At 74.6% G+C, this 25,504-nt stretch carries 24 protein-coding genes and 1 riboswitch; of the genes, 2 read left to right on the top strand and 22 right to left on the bottom strand.

The genetic code is table 11. The annotated features are described in order from the left end of the window. The 15 genes from AC1DWH_RS01635 to mihF form a co-directional block, all read right to left on the bottom strand. Positions 1–264, bottom strand: a complete 264-nt coding sequence (locus AC1DWH_RS01635; RefSeq protein WP_456844064.1) for a phosphoribosyl-ATP diphosphatase — start codon at positions 262–264, stop codon at positions 1–3. Then, complete coding sequence (gene ribH / locus AC1DWH_RS01640; protein WP_477092198.1) at positions 261–755, bottom strand: 6,7-dimethyl-8-ribityllumazine synthase; 495 nt, start codon at positions 753–755, stop codon at positions 261–263. The genes AC1DWH_RS01635 and ribH overlap by 4 nt, the downstream gene beginning before the upstream one ends. Beyond that, entirely contained in the window at positions 752–2,119 is a 1,368-nt protein-coding gene (ribB, locus tag AC1DWH_RS01645; protein WP_477092199.1) for a 3,4-dihydroxy-2-butanone-4-phosphate synthase, read from the bottom strand. Before ribB ends, ribH begins: the two co-directional genes overlap by 4 nt. Further along, positions 2,116–2,727: a riboflavin synthase gene (locus AC1DWH_RS01650; protein ID WP_456844061.1), complete on the bottom strand. Its 612-nt coding sequence runs from the start codon at positions 2,725–2,727 to the stop codon at positions 2,116–2,118. Before AC1DWH_RS01650 ends, ribB begins: the two co-directional genes overlap by 4 nt. Continuing rightward, positions 2,727–3,773, bottom strand: coding sequence for a bifunctional diaminohydroxyphosphoribosylaminopyrimidine deaminase/5-amino-6-(5-phosphoribosylamino)uracil reductase RibD (gene ribD, locus AC1DWH_RS01655; protein WP_477092200.1), 1,047 nt, complete (start codon positions 3,771–3,773; stop codon positions 2,727–2,729). Before ribD ends, AC1DWH_RS01650 begins: the two co-directional genes overlap by 1 nt. A gap of 76 nt (positions 3,774–3,849) precedes the next feature. Beyond that, positions 3,850–3,982, bottom strand: a riboswitch (FMN riboswitch). Between the two features lie 64 nt (positions 3,983–4,046). Beyond that, a complete protein-coding gene (gene rpe, locus AC1DWH_RS01660; protein ID WP_477092201.1) occupies positions 4,047–4,706 on the bottom strand; it encodes a ribulose-phosphate 3-epimerase in 660 nt (219 codons plus the stop codon). A gap of 18 nt (positions 4,707–4,724) precedes the next feature. Further along, entirely contained in the window at positions 4,725–6,236 is a 1,512-nt protein-coding gene (locus AC1DWH_RS01665; protein ID WP_477092202.1) for an RsmB/NOP family class I SAM-dependent RNA methyltransferase, read from the bottom strand. Further along, positions 6,233–7,171: a methionyl-tRNA formyltransferase gene (gene fmt / locus AC1DWH_RS01670; RefSeq protein WP_477092203.1), complete on the bottom strand. Its 939-nt coding sequence runs from the start codon at positions 7,169–7,171 to the stop codon at positions 6,233–6,235. Before fmt ends, AC1DWH_RS01665 begins: the two co-directional genes overlap by 4 nt. A 10-nt stretch (positions 7,172–7,181) precedes the next feature. After that, positions 7,182–7,802 (bottom strand): HAD family hydrolase, encoded by a 621-nt coding sequence (locus AC1DWH_RS01675; protein ID WP_477092204.1) that lies wholly within the window; start codon positions 7,800–7,802, stop codon positions 7,182–7,184. Positions 7,803–7,809: 7 nt separating this feature from the next. Then, on the bottom strand, positions 7,810–9,861 hold the full coding sequence (locus AC1DWH_RS01680; protein WP_477092723.1) for a primosomal protein N': 2,052 nt from the start codon (positions 9,859–9,861) through the stop codon (positions 7,810–7,812). A 94-nt stretch (positions 9,862–9,955) separates the two neighbouring features. After that, a complete protein-coding gene (gene metK / locus AC1DWH_RS01685; protein ID WP_477092205.1) occupies positions 9,956–11,158 on the bottom strand; it encodes a methionine adenosyltransferase in 1,203 nt (400 codons plus the stop codon). Positions 11,159–11,201: 43 nt separating this feature from the next. Next, positions 11,202–12,398, bottom strand: a complete 1,197-nt coding sequence (coaBC, locus tag AC1DWH_RS01690) for a bifunctional phosphopantothenoylcysteine decarboxylase/phosphopantothenate--cysteine ligase CoaBC (protein ID WP_477092206.1) — start codon at positions 12,396–12,398, stop codon at positions 11,202–11,204. 10 nt (positions 12,399–12,408) lie between these two features. Continuing rightward, entirely contained in the window at positions 12,409–12,672 is a 264-nt protein-coding gene (gene rpoZ / locus AC1DWH_RS01695; protein WP_028046344.1) for a DNA-directed RNA polymerase subunit omega, read from the bottom strand. A 41-nt stretch (positions 12,673–12,713) separates the two neighbouring features. Beyond that, positions 12,714–13,283, bottom strand: a complete 570-nt coding sequence (gene gmk / locus AC1DWH_RS01700) for a guanylate kinase (protein ID WP_477092207.1) — start codon at positions 13,281–13,283, stop codon at positions 12,714–12,716. 55 nt (positions 13,284–13,338) lie between these two features. Then, on the bottom strand, positions 13,339–13,650 hold the full coding sequence (mihF, locus tag AC1DWH_RS01705; RefSeq protein ID WP_013771131.1) for an integration host factor, actinobacterial type: 312 nt from the start codon (positions 13,648–13,650) through the stop codon (positions 13,339–13,341). 181 nt (positions 13,651–13,831) lie between these two features. On the opposite strand from mihF, the gene AC1DWH_RS01710 reads away from it, so the two are divergent. Continuing rightward, a complete protein-coding gene (locus tag AC1DWH_RS01710; RefSeq protein ID WP_477092208.1) occupies positions 13,832–15,466 on the top strand; it encodes a LuxR C-terminal-related transcriptional regulator in 1,635 nt (544 codons plus the stop codon). Positions 15,467–15,572: 106 nt separating this feature from the next. Continuing rightward, the gene (locus AC1DWH_RS01715) at positions 15,573–16,661 is read left to right on the top strand and encodes a flavin-containing monooxygenase (RefSeq protein ID WP_477092209.1); all 1,089 of its coding nucleotides are present in this window, start codon (positions 15,573–15,575) and stop codon (positions 16,659–16,661) included. A gap of 7 nt (positions 16,662–16,668) precedes the next feature. Here AC1DWH_RS01715 and pyrF read toward each other — a convergent pair whose 3' ends face one another. Genes pyrF through pyrR form a run of 7 tightly spaced genes read right to left on the bottom strand, consistent with a single transcriptional unit; the run spans position 16,669 to position 25,446 of the window. Continuing rightward, entirely contained in the window at positions 16,669–17,517 is an 849-nt protein-coding gene (gene pyrF, locus AC1DWH_RS01720) for an orotidine-5'-phosphate decarboxylase (RefSeq protein ID WP_477092210.1), read from the bottom strand. Further along, positions 17,514–20,852 (bottom strand): carbamoyl-phosphate synthase large subunit, encoded by a 3,339-nt coding sequence (gene carB, locus AC1DWH_RS01725; RefSeq protein WP_456846343.1) that lies wholly within the window; start codon positions 20,850–20,852, stop codon positions 17,514–17,516. The genes pyrF and carB overlap by 4 nt, the downstream gene beginning before the upstream one ends. Beyond that, positions 20,852–22,009: a glutamine-hydrolyzing carbamoyl-phosphate synthase small subunit gene (gene carA, locus AC1DWH_RS01730; RefSeq protein WP_477092211.1), complete on the bottom strand. Its 1,158-nt coding sequence runs from the start codon at positions 22,007–22,009 to the stop codon at positions 20,852–20,854. The genes carB and carA overlap by 1 nt, the downstream gene beginning before the upstream one ends. Continuing rightward, positions 22,006–22,539 carry a PH-like domain-containing protein gene (locus AC1DWH_RS01735; RefSeq protein WP_477092212.1) on the bottom strand — a complete coding sequence of 178 codons (534 nt, stop codon included), beginning with the start codon at positions 22,537–22,539 and terminating at the stop codon, positions 22,006–22,008. Before AC1DWH_RS01735 ends, carA begins: the two co-directional genes overlap by 4 nt. After that, on the bottom strand, positions 22,536–23,855 hold the full coding sequence (locus AC1DWH_RS01740) for a dihydroorotase (RefSeq protein WP_477092213.1): 1,320 nt from the start codon (positions 23,853–23,855) through the stop codon (positions 22,536–22,538). Before AC1DWH_RS01740 ends, AC1DWH_RS01735 begins: the two co-directional genes overlap by 4 nt. Next, positions 23,852–24,859 (bottom strand): aspartate carbamoyltransferase catalytic subunit, encoded by a 1,008-nt coding sequence (locus AC1DWH_RS01745; protein WP_477092214.1) that lies wholly within the window; start codon positions 24,857–24,859, stop codon positions 23,852–23,854. Before AC1DWH_RS01745 ends, AC1DWH_RS01740 begins: the two co-directional genes overlap by 4 nt. Then, a complete protein-coding gene (gene pyrR, locus AC1DWH_RS01750; RefSeq protein WP_477092215.1) occupies positions 24,856–25,446 on the bottom strand; it encodes a bifunctional pyr operon transcriptional regulator/uracil phosphoribosyltransferase PyrR in 591 nt (196 codons plus the stop codon). Before pyrR ends, AC1DWH_RS01745 begins: the two co-directional genes overlap by 4 nt. Positions 25,447–25,504: the final 58 nt, after the last annotated feature.

Below are 25,504 nucleotides of genomic sequence, written 5' to 3' on the forward strand. Positions count from 1 at the left end.
TCAGAGGTGGGTGTAGACGTCGGCGAGCGTCAGGCCGCGCGCGATCATCAGCACCTGCAGGTGGTAGAGGAGCTGGGAGATCTCCTCGGCCGTCCGCTCCTGCGACTCGTACTCCGCGGCCATCCAGACCTCGGCGGCCTCCTCGACGACCTTCTTGCCGATGCCGTGCACGCCGGTGTCCAGCTCCGCGACCGTGCCGGAGCCCGCGGGGCGGGTCACGGCCTTCTCCGAGAGCTCGGCGAACAGGGTGTCGAAGGTCTTCACGCGGGCACTCTAGACGGGTCGGGACGAAGCGCGCGCAGCGCGACCACGGTGGCGACGGCGGCCTCGGCGGCCTCGGCGCCCTTGTCCTCGTGGGAGCCCTCGAGGCCGGCGCGGTCGAGCGCCTGCTCCTCGTTGTCGCAGGTGAGCACGCCGAACCCGACGGGCACACCCGTGCGGATCCCGACGTCCGTCAGGCCCAGGGTCGCGCCCTGGCAGACGTACTCGAAGTGCGGCGTGCCGCCCCGGATCACGACGCCGAGCGCCACGACGGCGTCGGCACCGCCCGCAGCGGCGACCTGCGCGGCGACGGGCAGCTCGAACGTGCCCGGCACGCGGACGACCGTGACGTCCTCGACGTGCGCGGCGGCCAGGGCGCGCTGCGCACCGGCCAGCAGCCCGTCCATGACGACGGTGTGCCAGCTCGCGGCGACGACGACCACCTTCAGGCCGGTGCCGTCGACGGTCAGGGTGGGTGCTCCAGCACCGCTCATGCCAGGTCCTCCAGGTTCTCGAACGCGTGGTCGTCGTGGTCGGCGCCGGGTGTCGCCGGTGTCGCGTGCACGGGGGCGACCGCGATCGGCTCCCGCTCCGTCCCCGCGGGCAGGTGCAGCAGGTGGCCCATGGAGGTCGCCTTGGTCCGCAGGTACGCCTCGTTCTGCGGGGTGAGACCGACCTCGAGGCTGTGGATCTCCGCGACGTCGATCCCGTGGGCGCGCAGGCCGGCGACCTTGGCGGGGTTGTTGGTCAGCAGGCTGATGCGCTCGACGCCGAGGTCCGTGAGGATCGCCGCGGCGGCCCCGTACTCCCGCCGGTCGGCGGGCCAGCCGAGGTCCAGGTTCGCCTCGACGGTGTCCCGGCCCTCGTCCTGGAGCGCGTAGGCCGCGACCTTGGCCAGCAGCCCGATGCCGCGGCCCTCGTGCCCGCGCAGGTAGATGACGGCGCCGCCCTGCTCGGCGGCGAGCTCGAGCGCGGCGTCCAGCTGGGGCCCGCAGTCGCAGCGGGCCGAGCCGAACGCGTCGCCCGTGAGGCACTCCGAGTGCACGCGCACGACGGGTGCCGCCGCGAGCCCGGCGGTCGGGACGAGCGCGACGTGCTCGGCGCCCGTGCGCAGGTCGCGGTAGCCGTGGATCCGGAAGTCGCCGTGCTTCGTCGGCAGGTACGCGGTGTGCGTGGCGTGCACCCGGTCCTTCGGCGGCGCGGCGACCGCGACCTCGGCCGTCACGTCGTCGCCGTGCTCGATGCGCCAGGTGACGATGTCCTCGATGGTCAGCAGCACGAGCCCCTCGGCCTCCGCCAGCGCCGACGCCGCGGGCAGCCGCGTCATGGAGCCGTCGTCGTTGACCAGCTCGGCGATGGCACCGACGGGCTCGAGACCCGCGAGGCGGCAGAGGTCCACGGCGGCCTCGGTGTGGCCGGTGCGGTGCAGCACGCCGCCGGGCACGGCGCGCAGCGGCAGCACGTGCCCGGGCCGGATCAGGTCCTCGCGGCCCGACGCCGGATCGGCCAGCACGCGCAGGGTGCGGGCGCGGTCGGACGCCGAGATGCCGGTCGTCACGCCCGTGGCGGCGTCGACCGTGACCGTGTAGGCCGTGCGGCGCGGGTCCTGGCTGCTCGGCACCATCAGCGGCAGGTCGAGCGCGTCCGCGCGGGACGCCGGCATGGGTGCGCACAGGTAGCCGGACGAGTGCCGGATGGTCCAGGCGATCCACTCGGGCGTCGCCGACTGCGCGGCGAGGATGACGTCCGCCTCGTTCTCCCGGTCCGGGGAGTCGGCCACCAGCACGGGACGACCCGCCCGCAGCGCCTCGAGGGCGTCCTCGACGGTCCCGAGCCGCACGCCCGCGGGGGCGCTCATCGCAGCACCCCCGCCGCCGAGAGCAGCCGTTCGGTGTACTTGGCCAGCACGTCGACCTCCAGGTTGACCCGCGCGCCCGGCGCGAGCGTGCCGAGGGTCGTCGCCTCGAGCGTGGTGGGGATGAGGGAGACGCCGAACGACTCGTCGGTCACGTGCGTGACCGTGAGCGAGATGCCGGACACGGCGATGGAGCCCTTCTCGGCGACGTACCGCGCGAGCTCCGGGGCGAGGCCGATCTCGATGTCGTCCCAGCGCGGTCCCGGCGTGCGGCTCAGGATCGTGCCGACGCCGTCGACGTGCCCCTGCACGACGTGGCCGCCGTAGCGACCGCCGACGGCCAGGGCACGCTCGAGGTTGACCGGGCTGGAGACGCCCACGTCGCCGAGCGCGCTGCGCCGCAGGGTCTCCGGCATCACGTCGGCGAAGAACGTGCCGTCGCCGGGCAGCTCGGTGACCGTGAGGCACACGCCGGAGACGCTGATGGAGTCGCCCAGGTGGGCGTCGGAGACCACGAGCGGTCCGCGGACCCGCAGGCGCGCGTCCGTCCCGTCCGGGCCGTTCTCCAAGGCCTCGACCGTGCCGATCTCCTCGACGATTCCGGTGAACATCAGTGCGCCTCCGTGGTGCTGTGCGGGTCGACGGTCGCGACGACGAGGACGTCGGGGCCGAGCGGGATGATCGAGCGGGTGGTCAGTCGGACGGCGTCGCCGATGCTGAGGACGCCGAGGTCGGACAGGGCGGGCGGGCCTGCGCCGAGCAGGACGGGCGCGACGTAGGCGTGGACCTCGTCGACCAGCCCGGCGCGGACGAACGCGGCGGCGAGGGTCGGCCCGCCCTCGACGAGCAGGTGGCGGACCTCCCGCTCGGCGAGCACGGCCAGCACCTCCGCGGGCTCGTGCGTCCGGAGGTGGAGCAGCTCCCCGCCCGGGCCGTGCAGGCGGGCGTCCGGGGGCAGGTCGCGGTGGCCGACGACGACGCGCAGGGGCTGGTGCCCGTGCAGCTCGCCGGAGGCGTTCCGCGCGGTCAGCGACGGGTCGTCGACCAGGGCGGTGCCGGTGCCGACGGCGATGGCGTCGACCTCCGCGCGCAGGTCGTGGGCGTGGTGCCGCGAGACCTCGGACGTGATCCACCGGCTCGAGCCGTCCGCAGCGGCGATCCGGCCGTCCAGCGACGTGGCGAGCTTCAGGGTGACGAACGGCCGGCCGCGCTCGATCGACGGCAGCCACGCGCCGAGCACCGCGCGCCCCTCGTCCGTGAGCACGCCGGTCTGCACGTCCACCCCGGCGGACCGCAGGCGGGCAGCGCCGCCCGCCGCGAGGGGGTTCGGGTCGTCGACCGAGACGACCACGCGCGCCACGTCGGCCGCGATCAGCGCCTCGGAGCACGGCCCGGTGCGGCCGTTGTGGTTGCAGGGCTCGAGCGTCACGACGGCGGTGGCACCCCGCGTCGACTCGCCGCGCGCGGCGGCGTCGGCGAGTGCGGCGACCTCCGCGTGCGGCGTGCCCGCGCCGCGGTGCCAGCCCTCGCCGCGGACGTCGCCGTCCGGACCGAGCAGTACGCAGCCGACGCGGGGGTTCGGGTCGTTGGCCGGACCGCGGCGGGCGAGCTCGAGAGCGCGGCGCATCGCCGTCAGCTCGCGGTCGGTGCTGGCCATGCGTCACCTCCAGGCGCCAGGGCTCCGGGGTGAGGGCGGCAGGAAGAGTCCCGCAACCACGGCGCGACGGCGCCGCCACGTGATCCTCCCATCCGGACTTTCACCGTCGGTCCTGGAGTTCCACCAGGTCAACCGCCCGATCCTTGCGGATCGTGCGGGTCGCGGACTGTCACCGCCGGCTCGGAATTACACCGACCCCGGAGCACGTGTATGTGTTCGTACTGCGCCAACGATCATGCCACACGGCACATTCCCGCCGGGCATTCCCGCCGGTCAGGCGCCCGGGTCCGCCAGGGTGCGGAGGGCCACGATCTCGGCGGCGACGTCGGGCGCACCGTAGACGGCCGAGCCGGCGACGAACACGTTCGCGCCGGCGGCGGCGATCCGGCCGACGGTGTCGCGCGCGACTCCCCCGTCCACCTGGATCCAGGTGGCGCCGCCCGACGCGTCGAGCGCGGCCCGGGCGCGGCGGATCTTGGGGAGCATTCCCTCGATGAACGACTGCCCGCCGAAGCCCGGCTCCACCGTCATCACCAGCAGCATGTCGAACTCGGGGAGCAGGTCGAGCAGCGGCTCGACCGGCGAGGCGGGCCGCAGCGCGATCCCCGCCCGGACCCCCCTCGCGCGGAGCTCACGGGCCAGCCGGACCGGCGCCTGCGTCGCCTCCGCGTGGAAGGTGACGGACGCAGCGCCGACGGCGGCGTACTCCGGGGCCCACCGGTCGGCGTCCTCGATCATCAGGTGCACGTCGAGCGGGATCGGCGAGACCTCGGCGATCCGCTTCACCACCGGCAGGCCGAGCGTCAGGTTGGGCACGAAGTGGTTGTCCATGACGTCCACGTGCACGTAGTCGGCGGCGGAGATCGCCCGGAGGTCTCGCTCCAGGTTGGCGAAGTCGGCGGACAGGATGCTCGGGTTGATCAGTGCAGGCACCCGGCCAGCGTAGAGGGCTCAGGAGGTGCGACGAAGGAGCGTCAGGTGCATCGCGTCGGTCCCGTGCACGTGCGGCCAGAGCTGCACGTCGGTGCGGGCGTCGTCGAGCTCGACCGCGCCGCCGGGCGCGATGCCGCGGACGACGGCCCGCGCGTCGACCGCCTCGACCTCGATGCCCGCCCGGCCTGCGGCGCGGACTGCGTCCTTGACCACCAGCTGCGTCTCGACGAGGTGCGGCGAGCACGTCACGTACGCGACGACGCCACCGGGGCGGACCGCCCGCAGGGCCGACACCAGCAGGTCGCGCTGCAGCGCGCTGAGCCCGGCGAGGTCGCCCGGCGTGCGCCGCCAGCGGGCCTCGGGCCGGCGCCGCAGCGCCCCGAGCCCGGTGCAGGGCGCGTCGACCATCACGCGGTCGTACGACCCGGGCTCGTCGGTGCCGACCGTGCGGCCGTCGCCGGTGCGGACGTCCTCGACCGCGTCGGCCGGCACCGCGCGCAGCGCCTGCTCCACCAGCCGCGTGCGGTGCGGCTGCACCTCGTTGGCGACGATCCGAGCACCGCGCTCCCCCGCGACCGCGGCCAGCAGCGCCGCCTTGCCGCCGGGTCCGGCGCACAGGTCGAGCCACCGCTCGTCGGGACCGTCGAGCGGTGCCTCCGTGAGGGCCAGGGCGACCAGCTGGCTGCCCTCGTCCTGCACGCCGGCGCGACCGTCGCGGACGCTGGACAGCGCCGCCGGGTCCCCGCCGGACAGGATGACCGCGGTCGGCGCGAGGACGCCGGGTGTCCCCGTCCCGTCTCCGGCGTCGTCGACCACCTCGGCGGTCCCGGCGAGGCCCGGACGCGCGACGACGGTCACGCGGGGGGCGACGTTGTCGGCCGCCAGGAGCGCGCCGATCTCGTCGGCCGACCGACCGTTGCCGACGAGCGCCTCACGCAGCGCGCGGACCACCCACAGCGGGTGGCTCTCGACGACGGCGAGCCGGGCGAGCACGTCGTCGCCCGCGGCGTCGGCGATCCGCTGCTCCCACACCTCGGGCGACTCGCGGCCGACGGCGCGCAGGACGGCGTTGACGAACTGGGACGGTCCGGTGCCCAGCTGCTCGCGGGCCAGCCCGACCGTCTCGGAGACCGCGGCGTGCGCGGGCACCCGCATGTCGAGCAGCTGGTGGACGCCGAGCCGCAGCACGTCCAGCGCCGGTGCGTCGATCGTGTCGACCGCGCGGGCGGCTGCCTGCGCGATCACGGCGTCGTACCGGCCGCGCAGGCGCAGGGTGCCGTAGGCGAGCTCCGTGGCGAACGCGGCATCGCGTCCGGTGATCCGGCGCTCCCGGAGCAGCGGCGGCAGGACGAGGTTGGCGTAGGAGTCCGAGCCGTCGACCGCCCGCAGGACGTCGTAGGCGACCGTGCGCGCCGGGTCGCTGCCGCGGCGGCGCTGGGACGGTGCCGCCGCCGAGCGCTGCGTGCGGCCCTGCGACCGGGCCGCGCCGCGCTGCCGACCGCTCGCGTCGCGCCGGTCCTCACCGCTCATGCCGCACCTCCGAGCACCGTGGCGTCGTCGAGGCGCGCGCCCCGGGCCCAGTCCGGCGCGGCCATCGCGCGCTTGCCCTCGGGGGTCACCTCGGTCAGCAGGACCGCGTGCCCGCCGGTGCCGACCAGCACCTCGCGCTTCGTGACGCGCAGCTCGCCGGGCGCGAGGTCGTCGACGTCCGGGACGGGCACGACCGGCGCCAGTCCGAGCCGGGACCCGTCGGGCAGGGTCGTCCAGGCACCGGGCGCCGGGGTGCAGGCGCGGACCCGCCGGTCGACCGCGTGCGCCGGGTGCGACCAGCGCACCCGGGCGTCCTCGACCTCGATCTTGGGCGCGAGGCTGACCCCGTCCGTGGTCTGCGGGACCGGGCTGAGGATCCCGTCCTCCAGGGCGTCGAGCGTCTGCACCAGGAGCCCGGCCCCGGCGGTGGCCAGCCGACCGAGCAGGTCACCGGACGTGTCACGGGGGCGGATCGTCTCGGTGAGGAACCCGAACACCGGCCCCGTGTCCAGGCCCGCCTCGAGCCGGAACGTCGAGGCGCCGGTGACCTCGTCCCCGGCGATGATCGCGTGCTGGACCGGCGCCGCGCCGCGCCAGGCGGGCAGCACGGAGAAGTGCAGGTTCACCCAGCCGTGCACCGGGACGTCGAGCAGTGCCGGCGGGATCAGGGCGCCGTACGCGACGACGGGTGCCGCGTCGACGGCCAGCTCGGCCAGCCGGGCCTGGAAGTCGGCGTCGCGCGGGCGCTGCGGCGTGAGGACCTCGAGCCCGGCCTCCAGCGCGCGCGTCTTGATCTCGCTCTGCGCGGACGCCCGGCCGCGGCCCGCCCGCGCGTCCGGGCGCGTGAGCACGGCGACGACCTCGTGGCGGGACGCGAGGAGCGCCTCGAGCGACGGCACCGCGGCCGCGGGAGTTCCGGCGAAGAGCAGTCGCATGGCGTCGATCCTAGGTGCGGGAGAGCCCGACCCCGCGCGCGACGAGGTCCGCACGGAGCTGGTCCGCAGACGTGAACAGGACGGCGTCGAAGCCCGCACGGGCGGCCGCGGCGACGTTCGTGGCGGAGTCGTCGGTGAACACCGTCCGGCGCGGGTCCAGGCCGAAGCGCTCCGCGAGCAGCGCGAACACCCGGGGGTCGGGCTTCGCCACACCGACCTCGCCGGACACCAGCACGTCCTCGAGCAGCCCGATCGCGGGAGCGGCCGGCTCGGCGAGGTGGAAGGTCTCGGCCGACCAGTTGGTGAGCCCGAGCAGCCGCACACCCTGGGCCGACAGGTCGCGCACCAGCTCGGCCGAGCCCGGCACGGGCCCGACCAGCGTGTCCGCGAAGTGCTCGATGTAGAGGTCGAGCGCCGGGACGTGCACCGGGTCGCTGGCGGCGAGCGCCGACCGCGCGTCGGCCCACGACCGGCCCGCGTCCTGGTGGTGGTTGAACGCCATGAAGTCGACGTCGGCGAAGAACGCCTGGACCTCCCGGTCGGGGAGGCGCCCGGCGAACGGTCGGTACGGGTCCCACCGGACCAGCACGTTGCCGAGGTCGAAGACGACCGTGTCGATCCGCCCGTTCATCCGTCTCTCATCCCAGCTCCGTCGGGTCCAGCTGCACGCGCACGGACCCGCCCTCGCGGCGCGCGCTGCGGACCGCGAGCGAGGACGCCAGGGCCCGGGCGAGCGACGCCCCGTGGGCACGCGGCACCCGGACGATCGCCCGCACGTCCGGCTCCAGCGCACCCGCCTCGGGCTCCCCGGCCGGGACCGGACCGAGGATCTCCGCGTCCGGGACGTCCAGCCGCGCCAGCAGGGTGTCGACGGCGTCGCGCGGCCCGGTCACGGCGGCCATCCGCACGGCCGGCGGCAGCGCGAGCTCGGCCCGCTCCGCCAGCTCCCGGGAGGCGTACCCGGACGGGTCCCAGCGCACCAGCGCCTGCGTGGCCCGCTCCTCGGCGTCCCCGACGAGCACGACGACGCCGCCGTCGGTCGCGGACCGCACCAGCGCCGCGGCCGTGAGCCACCGGCGCAGCGCGTCCTCCCCCGTGCGCAGCGACGCGCCCGCGGTGCTGACCGCCGCGTCGAGCAGGAGGGCCGCCGCGTAGCCGCCGGGCGCCACCGGCTCCGCCCCGGGGGTCGAGACCACGACCGCAGGCACGTCCGTGACCGAGGCCAGCACCCCGCCCGCCGCGCGCGCGCCGGAGACCCGGACCGGGACGCCCGGGAACGCCCGACCGAGCTCCTCGGCCGTCCGCTCCGACCCGACCCGGACCGACCGCAGCGCCCCGGCGCCGCACTCGGTGCACCGCCAGTCGGTGGCCAGCCGGCCGCACCAGCCGCAGGTCGGGACTCCGGAGGCGCTGGTCAGCCCGAGCGGACCGTGGCAGACGCCGCAGCGCGCTGACGCCCGGCACCGGCCGCACGCGACCGCCGGCACGTACCCGGCGCGGGGCACCTGCACGAGGACCGGTCCGTCCGCCAGGCGGTCGCGGAGCGTCTTCCACGCCGGCGCGGGCAGGCGCGCCGCCGCGGCGGGACCCTCGCGCGCCAGCTCTACGGACGTCAGGGCGAGCACCCGCGCCGACCGGGCGCGCGTCGTCGCCCGGTCGGCGGCGACCTCCCGCGCCCAGCCGGACTCGACGAGCGCCTGCGCCTCGACGCTGCGCGCGTGCGCCGCCACGAGGAGCGCGCAGCCCTCGAGCTCCGAGCGCAGGGCCAGCACCTCACGGACGTGCGGGTAGGGCGTGCGCGGCTCGGCGTGCAGCGGGTCGCCGTCGTCCCACACGACGGCCAGCCCGAGGTCCTGCACCGGCGCGAACGCCGACGCGCGTGTGCCGACGACGACGCGCGCCTGCCCGCGCAGCGCGGCGAGGAACGACCGGTAGCGCGCGGCAGGCCCGTCGTCGGCGGCGAGCCGGACGGCTCCCCCCACCGACCCCGGTGCCCAGCGCGGGATGCCGACGTCCTCGAGCGCGCCGAGCACCCGGTCGATGTCCCGGGCGTCGGGCACCACGACGAGCGCCCCGCGACCACCGAGCACGCACGCGGCGACGGCCTGCGCGATCGCGTCGGGCCACCGCTCGCCCGCCGCGGCCGGCAGCGCGGACCAGACGGCTCGCGGCGCCCCGCCGGCCGTGAGGTGCTGCAGGAACGCCCCGCCGCCCCGGTAGGGCGTCCACGCGGTGGCCGACGACGAGGGCGCCGACGGCTCGGCGGCCGGTGGCGGCTCCTCGGCCTCCACGCGCGCGTGCCGGGCCGGGATCGCGAGGCGCAGCACGTCGTTCAGCGTCCCCGCCCACCGGTCCGCGACCGCCCGGGCCAGGCGCGCGACCTGCGGGGTGAGCACGGGCTCCGCGGAGACGACCCGCCGGATCGTCACCAGCGCGCCGTCGTGCTCGGCCTCCGCCACCCGCTCCAGCACGTACCCGTTGGCCTCCTGCGCCCCGAACCGCACCTTGACGCGCGTGCCGGGGATCGCCGTGTCCGCCAGCGTCGCGGGCACGAGGTACTCGAAGACCCGGTCGAGGTGCGCCGGCACGAGGTCCAGGCAGACGCGCGCGACCGGCAGGTGCTCGGCGACGGGCACCCCGCCGGCGACGGCCCGCGCACGGCGCCGAGGCTGCGGCAGGCCCTCGAGCATCAGCTGCTCGCCACCGCCGCTCACGTCCACGGCCTCATCACACCACCGACCGCCGACGTCGGAGCAGGTGCCTGCGCGGCAGGAACGAGCGGCGTCAGCGCACCGCGGACTGCAGGTCCGCCACGCGGTCGGTGCGCTCCCAGGTGAACTCCGGCAGCTCGCGGCCGAAGTGCCCGTACGCGGCGGTCTTGCGGTAGATGGGCCGCAGCAGGTCGAGGTCCCGCACGATCGCGGCGGGGCGCAGGTCGAAGACCTCGCGGATGGCCGCCGTCAGGCGCGCGACCGGCACGGTCTCGGTGCCGAACGTCTCGACGTACAGGCCGACCGGGTTCGCCTTGCCGATGGCGTAGGCCACCTGGACCTCGCAGCGCCGCGCCAGACCGGCTGCGACGATGTTCTTGGCCACCCACCGCATGGCGTACGCGGCCGAGCGGTCCACCTTCGACGGGTCCTTGCCGGAGAAGGCGCCGCCGCCGTGGCGGGCGATCCCGCCGTAGGAGTCCACGATGATCTTGCGGCCCGTGAGCCCGGCGTCGCCCTGCGGCCCGCCGACGACGAACGTGCCGGTCGGGTTCACCAGCAGCCGGAAGTCCGAGCTGTCGAGCCCGATCGTCTCGAGGACGGGCGCGATGACGTGCTCCGCGATCGCCGGCCGGAGCGTGGTCTCGAGGTGCACGTCGGGGTCGTGCTGGGTGGACAGGACGACGGTGTCGAGCCGCACCGCGCGGTCGCCGTCGTAGCCGATGGTGACCTGCGTCTTGCCGTCGGGACGCAGCCCCGGCACGATCCCCTCCTTGCGCACCAGCGTCAGGCGCTCGGCCAGGCGGTGCGCGAGCCAGATCGGCAGGGGCAGCAGGGTCGGCGTGTCGTCGCTGGCGTAGCCGAACATCAGGCCCTGGTCGCCGGCGCCCTGGGCGTCCAGCGGGTCGATGTCGGACCCGTCCTCGCGGACCTCGATGGCCTTGTCGACGCCGGCCGCGATGTCGGGTGACTGCTGCCCGATCGACACGGAGATGCCGCACGAGTCGCCGTCGAAGCCGATCGCCGACGAGGTGTAGCCGATGCCGCGGACCACCTGGCGGACGATCTGCGGGATCTCGACGTACGCGCTGGTGGTGACCTCGCCGGCCACGTGCACCAGTCCGGTGGTCACCATCGTCTCGACCGCCACCCGCGCCTGCGGGTCCTGCTCCAGGATCGCGTCGAGGATCGCGTCGGAGATCTGGTCGCAGATCTTGTCCGGGTGCCCCTCGGTGACGGACTCGGACGTGAACAGGCGCAGGTCGGGCTCGGTCATGGCCGACAGCGTAATGGGCGACCCGGGCGCGGGGTGTCCGATCTCAGCCGCGCGCCAGGACGGCGTCCCACACGGCGTCCGCCACCTGGTCCTTGCTGCCGCTCGCCCCGGCGACCGCCGCGCCCGTCCCGTCGAGGATCGTCACGTCGTTGGCGTCGCTGCCGAACCCGCGCCCGCCCCCGACCGCGTTCACGACCAGCAGGTCGGCACCCTTGCGGCGCGCCTTCGCCCGGCCGTGGTCCAGCACGCTGCCCGTCTCGTCGCCGGTCTCGGCGGCGAAGCCGACCACCACCTGCCCCGGCCGCAGCCGGTCGGCGGCCAGCTCGGCGAGGATGTCGGCGGTCTCGACGAGCTCGAGCACGGTCGGGGCGCCGTCGGGCTGCTTCTTGATCTTGGTCCCGCCGCTGGTCCGCGGCCGGTAGTCGGCGACGGCGGCCGCCATGACGACGACGTCGGCGTCCTTCGCCGCCGCGCGCACCGCGTCGCGCAGCTCGGCACCCGTCTCCGCCAGCACCACGTCGACGCCGGGGGGCACGGGGACGTCGATGTTCGCGGCGACGAGCGTGACGCGAGCACCCCGGGCGTAGGCCGTGCGGGCCAACGCGACGCCCTGGCGGCCCGACGAGCGGTTGCCGAGGAACCGGACCGGGTCGAGGGGCTCGCGGGTCCCTCCGGCCGAGACCACGACGTGCCGGCCGACCAGGTCACGCGGGCGGTCGGCGACCAGGGCGAGCGCCGCGGCCGCGATGTCCTCGGGGTCGGGGAGGCGCCCGAGACCCGTGTCCGTGCCGGTGAGCCGGCCGGCGGCCGGGTCGAGCACGTGCACGCCGCGGGAGCGCAGCGTCGCCACGTTCGCGACGGTGGCGGGGTGCTCCCACATCTCCGTGTGCATCGCCGGGGCGAGGAGCACCGGGCAGCGGGCCACCAGCAGGGTCGCCGTCAGCAGGTCGTCGGCCTGCCCCGCGGCGGCCCGGGCCAGGAGGTCGGCGGTCGCCGGGGCGACGATCACGAGCTCCGCCTGCTTGCCGACCGCGACGTGCGTCACCTGGTCGACGTCCTCGAAGACGTCGGTGGTCACCGGCTGGCCCGACAGGGCCTCCCAGGTCGCACGCCCGACGAACTCGAGCGCTGCCCGTGTGGGGACCACACGGACGGCGTGGCCGTCCTCACGCAGCAGACGCAGCAGCAGGACAGCCTTGTAGGCGGCGATCCCGCCCGCGACGCCGAGGACGATGCGCATGGTGGGGCGGTCAGCCCTCCGTGGCCTCGGACGTCAGCAGGCCGGCGTCGATCTCGCGCATGGCGATCGAGAGCGGCTTCTCCTGCGGGCGCGTGTCCACGAGCGGCCCGACGTACTCGAGCAGGCCCTCGTTGAGCTGCGAGTAGTAGGCGTTGATCTGGCGCGCGCGCTTGGCCGAGTACAGGACGAGCGCGTACTTGGAGTCGGCGCGCTCGAGCAGACGGTCGATGGGCGGGTCGGTGATGCCGGTGGGGGCGGCGACGGTTCCGGACACGGTGATCTCCCGTAAGTGAAAGGGGTGGGACTGGTCCCATCCTACCTGGTCGGGATGCCCATCCCGCGGACCAGCTCGTCGGTGGCCCGGTGGACGTCGTCGTTGACGATGACCTGGTCGAACTCCGCCTCGGCCGCCAGCTCCACGCGCGCGGTCGCCAGCCGACGCTCACGCTCCTCGGCGTCCTCGGTCCCGCGCCCGACCAGGCGGCGCTCCAGCTCCGCGAACGACGGCGGGGCCAGGAACACGAAGTGCGCGTCCGGCATGGACTCCCGGACCTGCCTGGCGCCCTGCAGGTCGATCTCGAGGAGGGCCGGCTTGCCGGCGGCCAGCCGCTCCTCGACGGGTCGCCGCGGGGTGCCGTACCGGTTGCGTCCGTGCACGACCGCCCACTCGAGGAGGTCGCCGCGGGACACCATCGCGTCGAACTCGTCGCCCGACACGAACAGGTAGTGCACCCCGTCGACCTCGCCGGGCCGCGGCGGCCGCGTGGTCGCGGACACCGACAGCCAGACCTCGGGATAGCGGGAGCGGACGTCGGCGGACACCGTCCCCTTGCCGACGGCGGTCGGTCCGGCGAGAACGGTCAGCCGGGCAGGCGTCGTCGTCATGGGTGGTGCGGTGCTCCTCGAGCTGAGCGGTGAGGCCCTGTCCGCCCCGAGTCGTTCACCCGAAGCGGTCGACGAGGGCCTTCACCTGGTGCGGTCCGAGACCACGGACACGCCGGGTCTCGGAGATTCCGATCTCGGAGATGATCGCACGGGCCTTGACCTTGCCGACGCCAGGGAGCGACTCGAGCAGCGCGAGGACCTTGAGCTTGCCGATCGTCTCGTCCTTCTGCCCCTGCGCGATCACCTCGGAGAGCGTTCCCTGCGAGTACTTGAGGCGATTCTTGACCTCAGCGCGGGCCTGCCGGGCTGCGGCGGCCTTCTGGAGCGCTGCCGCTCGTTGTTCGGGAGTCAGCGGAGGGAGAGCCACGCGCGTCACCTTCTCGTCGTTGGGCCGGCGATCCAGCACGCATCTACGCGGGACCGTTGGAATGAAACTAGCGAGACGCCTGGTGAACGGCAACGTGGACGGACGATCAGTCCGAAGGTCTGGCCCCGCGCCTGACCTGCACACGCGCTAAGTTGGCCCGGTCGTTGGTCGAGGAGCTGCCATGGGTCACGACACGGTGCTCGAGGGTGCGCGCGAGGCGTCGTCGCGTGGGCGCTGGGCGACCGCGTACGAGAGCTACGCCACCGCTGCGGCCCTCGACGGCCTCGGCTCCGCCGACCTGGCCGACTGGGGCGCTGCGGCCCTCCTGTGCGGTCACGACGACGAGGGCTGCGACCTGCTCGCGTCGGCGTTCGACGCGCTCGTGAGCGACGGCGAGGTGGCGAAGGCGGCCCGCTGCGCCCTGTGGGCGAGCATGAACCTCGGCAACCGTGGCCGCCTGGCGGCCATCGCCGGCTGGATGGAGCGCGGCGCACGGCTCGCGGCCGAGAACCCGGGCTCGGTCGTCCCGGGCTACCTCGCTGTGCCGCAGGCGCGTCGGGCGATCGCCGAGCAGGACACGGCGCAGGCGCTCCGGTGCTACCGGCTCGCGTCGGACGTCGCCACGCGGGTCGGGGACCGAGACCTCGGGACGCTCGCCCGGCTCGGTGAGGGCCACGTCCTCATCCTGGCGGGCGAGACGACCGCGGGCCTGGCCGCCCTCGACGAGGTCATGCTGGCCGTCACGACGGGCGGCGCGTCGGCCCTGGTGGTCGGCATCGTCTACTGCGCGGTCATCCAGCTGTGCCGCGAGGCGCTCGACCTGCGCCGGGCGCGGGAGTGGACCCACGCGCTCGACGCCTGGTGCGAGCGGCAGCCCGAGCTCGTGCCGTTCCGCGGCGCCTGCCGCGTCCACCGCTCGCAGGTGCTGCTGGAGGCCGACGACTGGGACGGTGCGCTGGTCGAGGCCGAGGGCGCTGTGCTGGCCCTGTCGCACCCGCGGCAGGCGGACCTCGGCGGCGCCTGGTACCAGAAGGCCGAGGTCCACCGGCTCCGCGGCGAGCTGTCCGAGGCGCAGGACGCCTACCGCGCCGCGCACGAGGCTGGTGCCGACCCCATGCCGGGGCTCGCGCTCGTCTGGACGGTGCTCGGCCGGGCGGCCGAGGCGCACGAGGCGCTCACGGCCCGGCTCGACGCGCCCGCGCCCTCCCCCGCGATGCTCGCCGCCGCCGTCGAGTCGGCCCTCGCCGCCGGCGACCTCGCCGCAGCCCGCCGGGCTGCGGACCGGCTCGCGCGACGGGCGCAGGGTCAGTCCTCCGGGTTGTGCGTCGACACGCTCGCGGCGTCCGCCGACGGTGCCGTGCTGCTGGCCGACGGCGACCCGCACGCCGCGCTGGCGCCGCTGGGACGAGCCGTCGACGGCTGGTTCGAGCTCGACGTGCCGTACGAGGTGGCCCGCGCGCGGGTGGCCCTCGCGGCGGCGCACCGGCTGCTCGGGGACGTCGTCGACGCCGACCTCGACGAGGAGTCCGCCCGGGCGACCTTCCGACGGCTCGGCGCGGCGACGGAGCTCGCCCGGCTGGGCGGGACGCCGTCCTCCGTGCGCTCCCGCGGCCCGCTCAGCCCGCGCGAGGTCGAGGTCCTCCGGCTCGTCGCGACCGGGCTCACGAACCGCGCGGTCGCGTCCGCGCTGACGCTGTCCGAGCGCACGGTCGCGCGGCACGTGTCGAACATCTTCGTGAAGCTCGACGTGCAGTCCCGGTCGGCGGCGACCGCCTGGGCCTACGACCACGGCATCGTCGAGCGCTCCGCCCCGTGAGCAGAACTGCCCACACCGGGGCGCCCGGCATGGGCAGGACGCCCGATGTCCGCCGCCCCCGGCCCTCCTAGCGTCGGACGCATCGACGACGACGGAGGTCAGGACCATGGACGAGCGGACGATCATCATCGGTGCCGGGCAGGCCGGGCTGGCGACGGCCTACCACCTCACCCGGCGCGGGCTGCCGTGCGTGGCCCTGGACGCGCACGACCGGGTCGGGGACAGCTGGCGCGAGCGGTACGACTCCCTGCGGCTGTTCACCCCGGCCCGGTCGGACAGCCTGCCCGGCCTGCCGTTCCCCGCGCCGGGCTGGTCGTTCCCGACCGCCGGGCAGATGGCCGACTATCTCGAGCGGTACGCCGCCGAGCTGCACCTGCCGGTGCGGACCGGGGTCAGCGTCCAGCGGGTGCGCGGGGCGAGCGGCGGCTTCCGGGTCGAGACGTCGGACGGCGAGCTGTCGTGCTCGACGCTCGTGGTGGCGGCGGGCGGCCACCGCGACGCGTGGACCCCTGCCCTCGCGACGGGCATCGATCCCGCCGTCGTGCAGCTCCACTCGACCGACTACCGGCGCCCCGGACAGCTCCCGGACGGTCCCGTCCTCGTGGTCGGCGCGTCCCACTCCGGCGCGGACCTCGCGCTGGAGCTCGCGCGGGCCGGCCACGACGTGGTCCTCGCCGGGCGGGTCCACGGCGAGCTGCCGTACGGCGGCGTGCGGGGGCGGATCTCGGCACTGCTGCTGCCGACGGTGGCCAGCCACGTGCTGACGGTCCGCACGCCCGTCGGGCGTCGGATGCAGCCGGTCGTCCGGGCCGGTGGGGCGCCGCTGCTGCGCGTGAAGCAGGCGGACCTGGCGGCGGCCGGCGTGCGGCACCTCGAGGCCCGCGTGGTCGACGTGCGCGAGGGTCGACCCGTCCTCGACGACGGGACCGTCGTGGAGGCGCGCTCGATCGTGTGGGCGACCGGGTTCCGCGACGACTTCCGCTGGGTCGAGCCGGCGCCGCTCGGCGAGGACGGCTACCCGGTGACCGAGCGCGGGATCGTGCCGTCGGTGCCTGGCCTGTACTTCGTCGGGCTGCCGTTCCAGTACGCGTTCTCGTCCGCGATGGTGCACGGGGTCGGCCGCGACGCCGAGCACGTCGCGCGGCACCTCGCCACGACCGCCGCGGGCAGGCGACCCGCGACCGCGGCGGCCTAGCCCGCGCTCAGTCCCGCAGCGCGGCGGTGGCCTCGTCGGCACCCGCCCGCGCCGCGGCGCGCAACGCCGCGACGTCGGGTCCGGCCGCCAGGACGGCGCGCGACGACGAGGCGAGCACCTGGTGCCTCGCGGGACCGAACACGGCGGCGAGCTCGGGGGCACCGGCGCCCTGCGCGCCCACGCCCGGGGCGAGCAGCGGGCCGTTGACGCGCGTGAGGTCGGTGCCGGTCCGCGACGCGGCGTCCCCGACGGTCGCGCCGACGACGAGGCCGATCGAGCCCATCGGGGTGACCCCGGCGTTCAGGGTGGCCGCGTGCGCGGCCATCGTCCCCGCGACGCTCGCGCCCGCGGGCGTCCGGGCGTGCTGCACCTCGGGCCCCTCCGGGTTGGAGGTCAGGCACAGCACGAACAGCCCCCGACCGGTGGCGAGCGCCAGGTCGACGGCCGGGTCGAGCGACCCGAAGCCGAGGTACGGCGAGACCGTGAGCGCGTCCCCGGCGAGCGGCGAGCCGTCCCGGAGGAACGCGTCGGCGTAGGCACCCATGGTCGAGCCGATGTCGCCACGCTTGGCGTCGACGATCACGAGCGTGCCGGTGTCCCGGCCGGCCGCGACCACCTCCTCCAGCACCGCGACCCCCGCGGAACCGTGCCGCTCGAAGAAGGCGGCCTGCGGCTTGACGGCTGCCACGCGTCCGCCGACCGCGTCGAGCACGGTCAGGGCGAACCGGCGCAGGCCCGAGGCGTCGTCGGGCAGGCCCCACGCCTCCAGGAGGCTCGTGTGCGGGTCGATGCCCACGCAGAGCGGCCCGTGGGCGTCCATCGCGGCCGCGAGGCGGCTCCCGAACGGCTCCGTCATGCCCGGGCCGCCGCACGCTCCTCGCGGCGCACGAGGGCCGCCGCGTCGTGCTCCTGCAGGCTGGTGACCCGGAACGGGCCGGCCTGGCGCGCCTCGATGGCCTGCACGGCCGCGCCCAGCTGCTGCACCGTGGTGACCATCGCCTTGTCGGCCGCCGTCGTCGCCGCGCGGATCTCGTAGCCGTCCGCCCGAGCGCCCTGGCCCGACGGCGTGTTCACCACCATGTCGACGGAGCCCTCGGTGATGAGGTCCACGATCGTCGGCTCCCCCGCCGCGCCGCGGCCCGAGGAGTACTTGCGGACCACCGTCGACGCGATGCCGCTGCGGTGCAGGACCGCCGCGGTGCCCTCGGTCGCCAGGATCTCGAAGCCGAGCTCCGCCAGCCGCTTGACCGGGAAGACGATCGAGCGCTTGTCGCGGTCCGCCACCGAGATGAACGCCCGGCCGCCCGTCGGCAGGCCACCGAAGGCCGCGTCCTGGGACTTGGCGAAGGCGGTCGGGAAGTCGACGTCGAAGCCCATGACCTCGCCCGTGGAGCGCATCTCCGGGCCGAGCACGGTGTCGACGACCACGCCCTCCTTGGTGCGGAACCGCTTGAAAGGCAGCACGGCCTCCTTGACGGCGATCGGCGAGCCGAGGTCGAGCACGCTCGCGTCGTCGACCGGCAGGATCCCCATCGCGCGCAGGTCGGCGATCGAGCGGCCCGCCATGACCAGCGCCGCGGCCTTGGCCAGCGAGACGCCGGTCGCCTTGGAGACGAACGGGACGGTCCGCGACGCGCGGGGGTTGGCCTCGAGGACGTAGAGCACGTCGGAGACCAGCGCGAACTGGATGTTGAGCAGCCCGTGCACCCCCACCCCGCGCGCGATCGCCTCGGTGGACAGCCGGATGCGCTCAAGCTCGGACGTGGACAGCGTCACCGGCGGCAGCGTGCAGGCCGAGTCGCCGGAGTGGATCCCGGCCTCCTCGATGTGCTCCATGACGCCGCCGAGGAACAGCTCCGTGCCGTCGAAGAGCGCGTCGACGTCGATCTCGATGGCGTCGTCGAGGAACCGGTCGATGAGCAGCGGCGGCAGCGTGCCCGCCCGGCCCCCGTCGGCGGCGTTGTCGAGCGCGCGCTGGACGTACTCGTTCAGCTGGTGCTCGTCGTAGACGATCTCCATGCCGCGGCCGCCCAGCACGTAGGACGGGCGGACGAGGACCGGGAAGCCGATCCGGCGGGCGGTGTCGCGCGCGCCGGCCTGCGTCGTCGCGGTGCCGAAGGCCGGCGCCGGCAGGCCTGCGGCCTCGAGCACCTTGCCGAACTCCCCGCGGTCCTCGGCGGCGTCGATGGCGGCCGGCGACGTGCCGAGGATCGGCAGGCCGGCGTCGGCGAGACGCTGCGCGAGCGAGAGGGGCGTCTGGCCGCCGAGCGTGACGATGAGGCCCTCGACCGGGCCGGCGGCGAGCTCGGCCTGGTAGACCTCGAGGACGTCCTCGAACGTCAGGGGCTCGAAGTACAGCCGGTCGGAGGTGTCGTAGTCCGTCGAGACCGTCTCCGGGTTGCAGTTGATCATCACCGTCTCGAACTCGCCCTTGAGGGCCAGCGCGGCGTGCACGCACGAGTAGTCGAACTCGATGCCCTGCCCGATGCGGTTGGGGCCCGAGCCGAGGATGAGGATCGCCGGGCGGGTGCGCGGGGCGACCTCCGTCTCCTCGTCGTAGGTGGAGTAGTGGTACGGCGTGCTCGCGGCGAACTCGGCGGCGCAGGTGTCCACCGTCTTGAAGACCGGGCGCAGGCCGACCGCGTGACGGGCCCGCCGCACGGCGTCCTCCGAGGTGCGGCGCAGGCTGGCCACCTGCGCGTCCGACAGGCCGTGCCGCTTCGCGTGCAGGAGCACCTCGCGGGTCAGGGCGTCGGCCGTGCGGGTCTGCTCGGCCACCTCGTTGATGAGCTGGACCTGGTCGAGGAACCACGGGTCGATGCCCGTGAGCTCGTAGACCCGCTCGAGGCTGACGCCGGAGCGCAGCACCTGCTGCACGTCGACCAGGCGGTGCTCGGTGGGCCGGGAGATCGTCGCGACCAGGGCCTCGAGGGCGTCACCGGCGAGGGCGTCGCCGGCCCAGTGGAACACCGAGCCCTTCTTGTCGAGGGACCGCATCGCCTTGCCGAGCGCCTCGGAGAAGTTGCGGCCGAGCGCCATGGCCTCGCCGACCGACTTCATGGTGGTGGTCAGCGTGTCGTCGGCGGCCGGGAACTTCTCGAACGCGAAGCGCGGGACCTTGACGACGACGTAGTCGAGCGTGGGCTCGAACGACGCCGGCGTGGAGCCGCCCGTGATGTCGTTGGGGATCTCGTCCAGCGTGTAGCCCACGGCCAGCTTCGCGGCGATCTTCGCGATCGGGAAGCCGGTCGCCTTCGACGCGAGGGCCGAGCTGCGCGACACGCGCGGGTTCATCTCGATGACGACGATGCGGCCCGTCGACGGCTCGATGGCGAACTGGATGTTGCAGCCGCCGGTGTCGACGCCGACCTCGCGGATGACCGCGATGCCGATGTCGCGCAGCCGCTGGTACTCGCGGTCGGTCAGGGTCAGCGCCGGGGCGACCGTGACCGAGTCGCCCGTGTGCACCCCGACCGGGTCGACGTTCTCGATCGAGCAGACGACCACGACGTTGTCGTGCTTGTCACGCATGAGCTCGAGCTCGTACTCCTTCCAGCCGAGGATCGACTCCTCCAGGAGCACCTCGGTGGTCGGCGAGTAGTGCAGGCCCTGCCCGGCGATGCGGCGCAGGTCGGCCTCGTCGTAGGCGATGCCCGAGCCCAGCCCGCCCATGGTGAACGACGGTCGGACGACGACCGGGTAGCCGAGGTCCTCGACGGCTGCCAGCGCGTCGTCGATGGTGTGCACGATCGCGGAGCGGGCGCTCTCGGCGCCGCAGACCTCCACGACCTCCTTGAACTGCTCGCGGTCCTCGCCCTTCTGGATCGAGGCGATGTTGGCGCCGATCAGCTCGACGTCGTACTTCTCCAGCACCCCCGCCTCGTCCAGCGCGATCGCGGCGTTGAGCGCGGTCTGGCCGCCCAGCGTCGGCAGGATCGCGTCGGGGCGCTCCTTGGCGATGATCGTGGTGAGGACCTCGGTGGTGATCGGCTCGACGTACGTGGCGTCGGCGAACTCCGGGTCGGTCATGATCGTGGCCGGGTTGGAGTTGACCAGGATGACCCGCAGGCCCTCCTCCTTGAGCACGCGGCAGGCCTGCGTCCCGGAGTAGTCGAACTCGCAGGCCTGGCCGATGACGATCGGGCCGGACCCGATGACCAGGACGCTGTGGATGTCTGTGCGCCGGGGCATCAGGCGGCACCCTTCTCTGAGGTCATGAGATCGACGAAGCGGTCGAAGAGGTACGCGGCGTCGTGCGGGCCCGCCGCGGCCTCGGGGTGGTACTGGACCGAGAACGCGGGCAGGTCGAGCGCCTGCAGGCCCTCGACGACGTCGTCGTTGAGGTCGACGTGGCTCACGACGACCCGGCCGTAGCGGCCGCCGTCGTGCGGCGCGACGGACTCGCCGTCGAGCGGGGCGTCGACCGCGAAGCCGTGGTTGTGGGCCGTGATCTCGACCTTGCCGGTCGCCCGGTCCATCACCGGCTGGTTCACGCCGCGGTGGCCGTAGCCCAGCTTGTAGGTGCCGTAGCCGAGCGCGCGGCCCAGCAGCTGGTTGCCGTAGCAGATGCCGAAGAACGGGATCCGGCGGTCCAGCACGTCGCGCAGCAGGTCGATCTCGTGCGTGGCGGCGGCCGGGTCGCCCGGTCCGTTGGAGAAGAACACGCCGTCGGGCTCGGTCGCCAGGACGTCGTCGATGGTCGCGCTCGAGGGCAGCACGTGGACGCGGATCCCCCGCTCGGCCATGCGCTGCGGGGTCATCGCCTTGATGCCGAGGTCCACCGCGGCGACCGTGGCGACGTGCTCGCCCACCGGCTCGACCACGTAGGCCTCGTCGGTGGACACCTCGCCCGCCAGGTCGGCGCCGGCCATCAGCGGCGCGGCCAGCACGTCGTCGAGCAGCTCGTCGTCGCGCCGGCGCTCGCCGTCGGCGTCCAGCAGGGCCGCGCCCGAGAAGATGCCCGCGCGCATGACCCCGCGCTCGCGCAGGTGCCGGGTCAGGGCGCGGGTGTCGATCGCGCTGATCCCGACGATGCCCTGCGCGACGAGGTCGTCGTCGAGCGTCCGTCGCGACCGCCAGTTCGACGCGCGCCGGGCGGGGTCGCGCACCACGTAGCCGGCCACCCAGATCTGCGCCGACTCGTCGTCCTCGTCGTTCACGCCGGTGTTGCCGATGTGCGGAGCCGTCATCACGACGATCTGCCGGTGGTACGACGGGTCGGTCAGCGTCTCCTGGTAGCCGGTCATGCCGGTGTTGAAGACGATCTCGCCCAGCGTGGAGCCTTCGGCGCCGTAAGGGAGGCCGGTGAAGGTCCGGCCGTCCTCGAGCACGAGTACTGCCTCGGTCATGAGTTCTCCTCCTGCGCGGGCGCGGAGCCCGTGGTCAGCGTCGTGAGTGCGTCGACGAGCCGCTGGTGGTCGGCGGCGTGCTTCGGCCGGAGGCCGGTGTCGAGGCCGCGGGGATCGGCAGGGTCGGCCTGCCAGGTCAGGACGACGAGGCCCTCTCCCCCGACGACCTTGCCCGCCATCCCCGGGGCGGACCCAGCGGACCGGACGGCCGCGGCGGGGACGAACAGGTCGGTCGAGCCCTGGCGCGTGATCTGCACGCCCGCGTCGAAGACGCTGACCTGCGCGGGGCTGCGCACGCCGAGGCCCTGGGTGGTGACGCGGTCGAGCCAGTCGCCGGAACGGGTCGTCGACACGTACACGGCGTCGATCGGCGCCAGCCGCTCCGCGCCTAGGCCCTCGGGCGTCACGGGCAGCGAGGGGACCAGGGCGGCCGTCCGCCGGGTGCGCGCCTGCCAGCCCGCGCGCATGCCCCAGTAGGCGAGAAGGACGACACCGACCAGGACGACGACCGAGACCGCCTGGCGGCTCACGAGGAGACCACCACGCTCTCGTCGCACGCCGAGCCGTCCATGACCGTCGCGCGGCCGCGCAGCCACGTGGCGATGACGCAGCCCGACAGCTCCTTGCCGCGGAACGGCGAGTTGACGCTGTGCGTGGCCTGCTCCTCCGGCACGACGACCCGGCGGATGCCCGGGTCGACCAGCGTGAGGTTGGCGGGCTCCCCCACCGCGATCGGCCGGCCGTGGTCGCTCACGCGCCCGATGCGGGCCGGCGCGGTGGACAGCACGCGGGCGACGTCCGCCCACGTCATCCGGCCGGTGTCGACCATCGTCTCCTGGACCACCGAGAGCGCCGTCTCCAGCCCGGTCATGCCGAACGCGGCGGCGCCCCACTCGCAGTCCTTGTCCTCGCGCGTGTGCGGCGCGTGGTCGGTGGCGACGATGTCGATCGTGCCGTCGGCCAGACCCTCGCGGACCGCCTCGACGTCGCGCTGGGTCCGCAGCGGCGGGTTGACCTTGAACACCGGGTCGTACCCGCGGGCCAGCTCGTCGGTGAGCATCAGGTGGTGCGGCGTCACCTCGGCGGTGACGTCGATGCCGCGGGACTTGGCCCAGCGGATGATCTCCACCGAACCCGCCGTGGACAGGTGGCAGACGTGCAGCCGCGAGCCGACGTGCTCGGCCAGCAGCACGTCGCGGGCGATGATCGCCTCCTCGGCGACCGCGGGCCAGCCGGCCAGGCCCAGCTCCGCGGACACGACGCCCTCGTGCATCTGGGCGCCCTCGGTGAGCCGCGGCTCCTGGGCGTGCTGCGCGATGACCCCGTCGAAGGCCTTGACGTACTCGAGCGCCCGCCGCATCACGACCGGGTCGTGCACGCACTTGCCGTCGTCCGAGAACACCCGGACCTGCGCGGCCGACTCGGCCATGGCACCCAGCTCGGCCAGCCGCTCGCCCTCGAGCCCCACCGTGACGGCCCCGACCGGACGCACGTCCGCCCAGCCGGCGTCGCGACCGAGCCGCCAGACCTGCTCGACGACGCCCGCCGTGTCCTGCGTCGGCGTCGTGTTCGCCATCGCGTGCACGGCCGTGAAGCCGCCCATCGCCGCGGCGCGCGTGCCGGAGCGGACCGTCTCAGCGTCCTCGCGGCCGGGCTCGCGCAGGTGGGTGTGCAGGTCGACCAGGCCGGGCAGCAGGATCAGCCCGCTGCCGTCGATGACCACCGGGTTGTCGGCCTTCGCCTCGGCGTCGGGCCCGATCGCCGCGATGATGCCGTCGGCGAGCAGCACGTCGGTCGTGCCGTCGCCCAGCGGGCTCACGTCCCGCAGCAGGTAGTTCCTGGTCACGCATCCACCTTCGTCTCGTCGGTCGTGCTCGACGCCGCTCGAGCGGGGGCGTCGCCGCCCGCGAGCAGCAGGTACAGGACGGCCATGCGGACCGCCACGCCGTTGGCCACCTGCTCGACGATCACGGCGCGCGCGGAGTCCGCCGCGTCGGCGGAGATCTCCAGGCCGCGGTTCATCGGGCCCGGGTGCAGCACGATCGCGTGCTCCGGCAGCATGGCCAGGCGCCGGGCGTCCAGGCCGTAGCGGCGGGTGTACTCCAGCGGGCTGGGGAAGAACCCGCCGCCCGCGCTCGACATCCGCTCCCGCTGGACGCGCAGCATCATGATCGCGTCAGGCTTCTCGTCGGCGATCACCTCGTCCAGGTGGTACGACACACGGGCGGGCCAGGCGCCCACCCCGACGGGCAGCAGGGTCGGCGGCGCGACCAGCACCACCTCGGCGCCGAGCGTGTGCAGCAGCTGCACGTTGGACCGCGCGACGCGGCTGTGCAGCACGTCCCCGACGATCGCCACCCGCAGGCCGGCCAGGTCGCGCCCGGTGACGTCCCCGGGGCCGACCAGGTGCCGGCGCAGCGTGAACGCGTCGAGCAGCGCCTGCGTCGGGTGCTGGTGCATCCCGTCGCCGGCGTTGATGACCGCGCCGTGCGTCCAGCCGCTCGTCGCCAGCGTGTGCGGGGCGCCCGAGGCGTGGTGCCGGATGACGACCGCGTCGGCGCCCATCGCCTGCAGCGTGAGGGCCGTGTCCTTGAGCGACTCGCCCTTGGACACGCTGGAGCCCTTGGCCGAGAAGTTGATGACGTCCGCCGACAGCCGCTTGGCGGCGGTCTCGAACGAGATGCGGGTGCGGGTGGAGTCCTCGAAGAAGAGGTTGACCACGGTGCGTCCCCGCAGCGTCGGCAGCTTCTTGATCTCCCGGGCCTGCGTCGCGGCCATCGAGCCGGACGTGTCGAGGATCCGGACGGCGTCAACCACGTCGAGGTCGGCGGTGGACAGCAGGTGCTTCATCGCACCCCTCCCTCGATGAGGACGGCGTCGCGCCCGTCGATCTCCTCGAGCAGCACGCGCACGCGCTCGCTGGTGGAGGTGGGCAGGTTCTTGCCGACGTAGTCGGCGCGGATGGGCAGCTCGCGGTGCCCGCGGTCGACCAGCGCGGCGAGCTGCACCGCGCGAGGCCGGCCGAGGTCGTTGATCGCGTCGAGAGCGGCGCGGATGGTGCGGCCCGAGTAGAGGACGTCGTCCACCAGCACCACGACCTTGCCGTCCAGCCCGCCGCCGGGGACGTCCGTGGCGCCGATGGTCCGGGTGGGGTGCTGCGCGAGGTCGTCGCGGTACATCGTCACGTCGAGGCTGCCGACGAGGTGGTCGCGGTCCAGGCCGGGCTCGACCGCGACGAGGCGGTCCGCCAGGCGGCGGGCGAGCGGGAGCCCGCGGGTGGGGATGCCCAGCAGGACGACGTCGGCGCCGCCCTTGTTGCGTTCGAGGATCTCGTGCGCGATGCGCGTGAGGGCCCGGCTGATCTCCGGGGCGCCGAGGACCACGTTGGCGTCGTCGTCGACTGTGTCCGTGGCGGGCGTGGGCGTGGGCGTGCTCATCAAGCAAACTCCTTCCCCGCCTCACTGGACGGGCCTTAAAGGAATGTCTCTCGAGCGC

It is taken from the genome of Cellulomonas sp. P2_F12 (genome assembly GCF_056403775.1).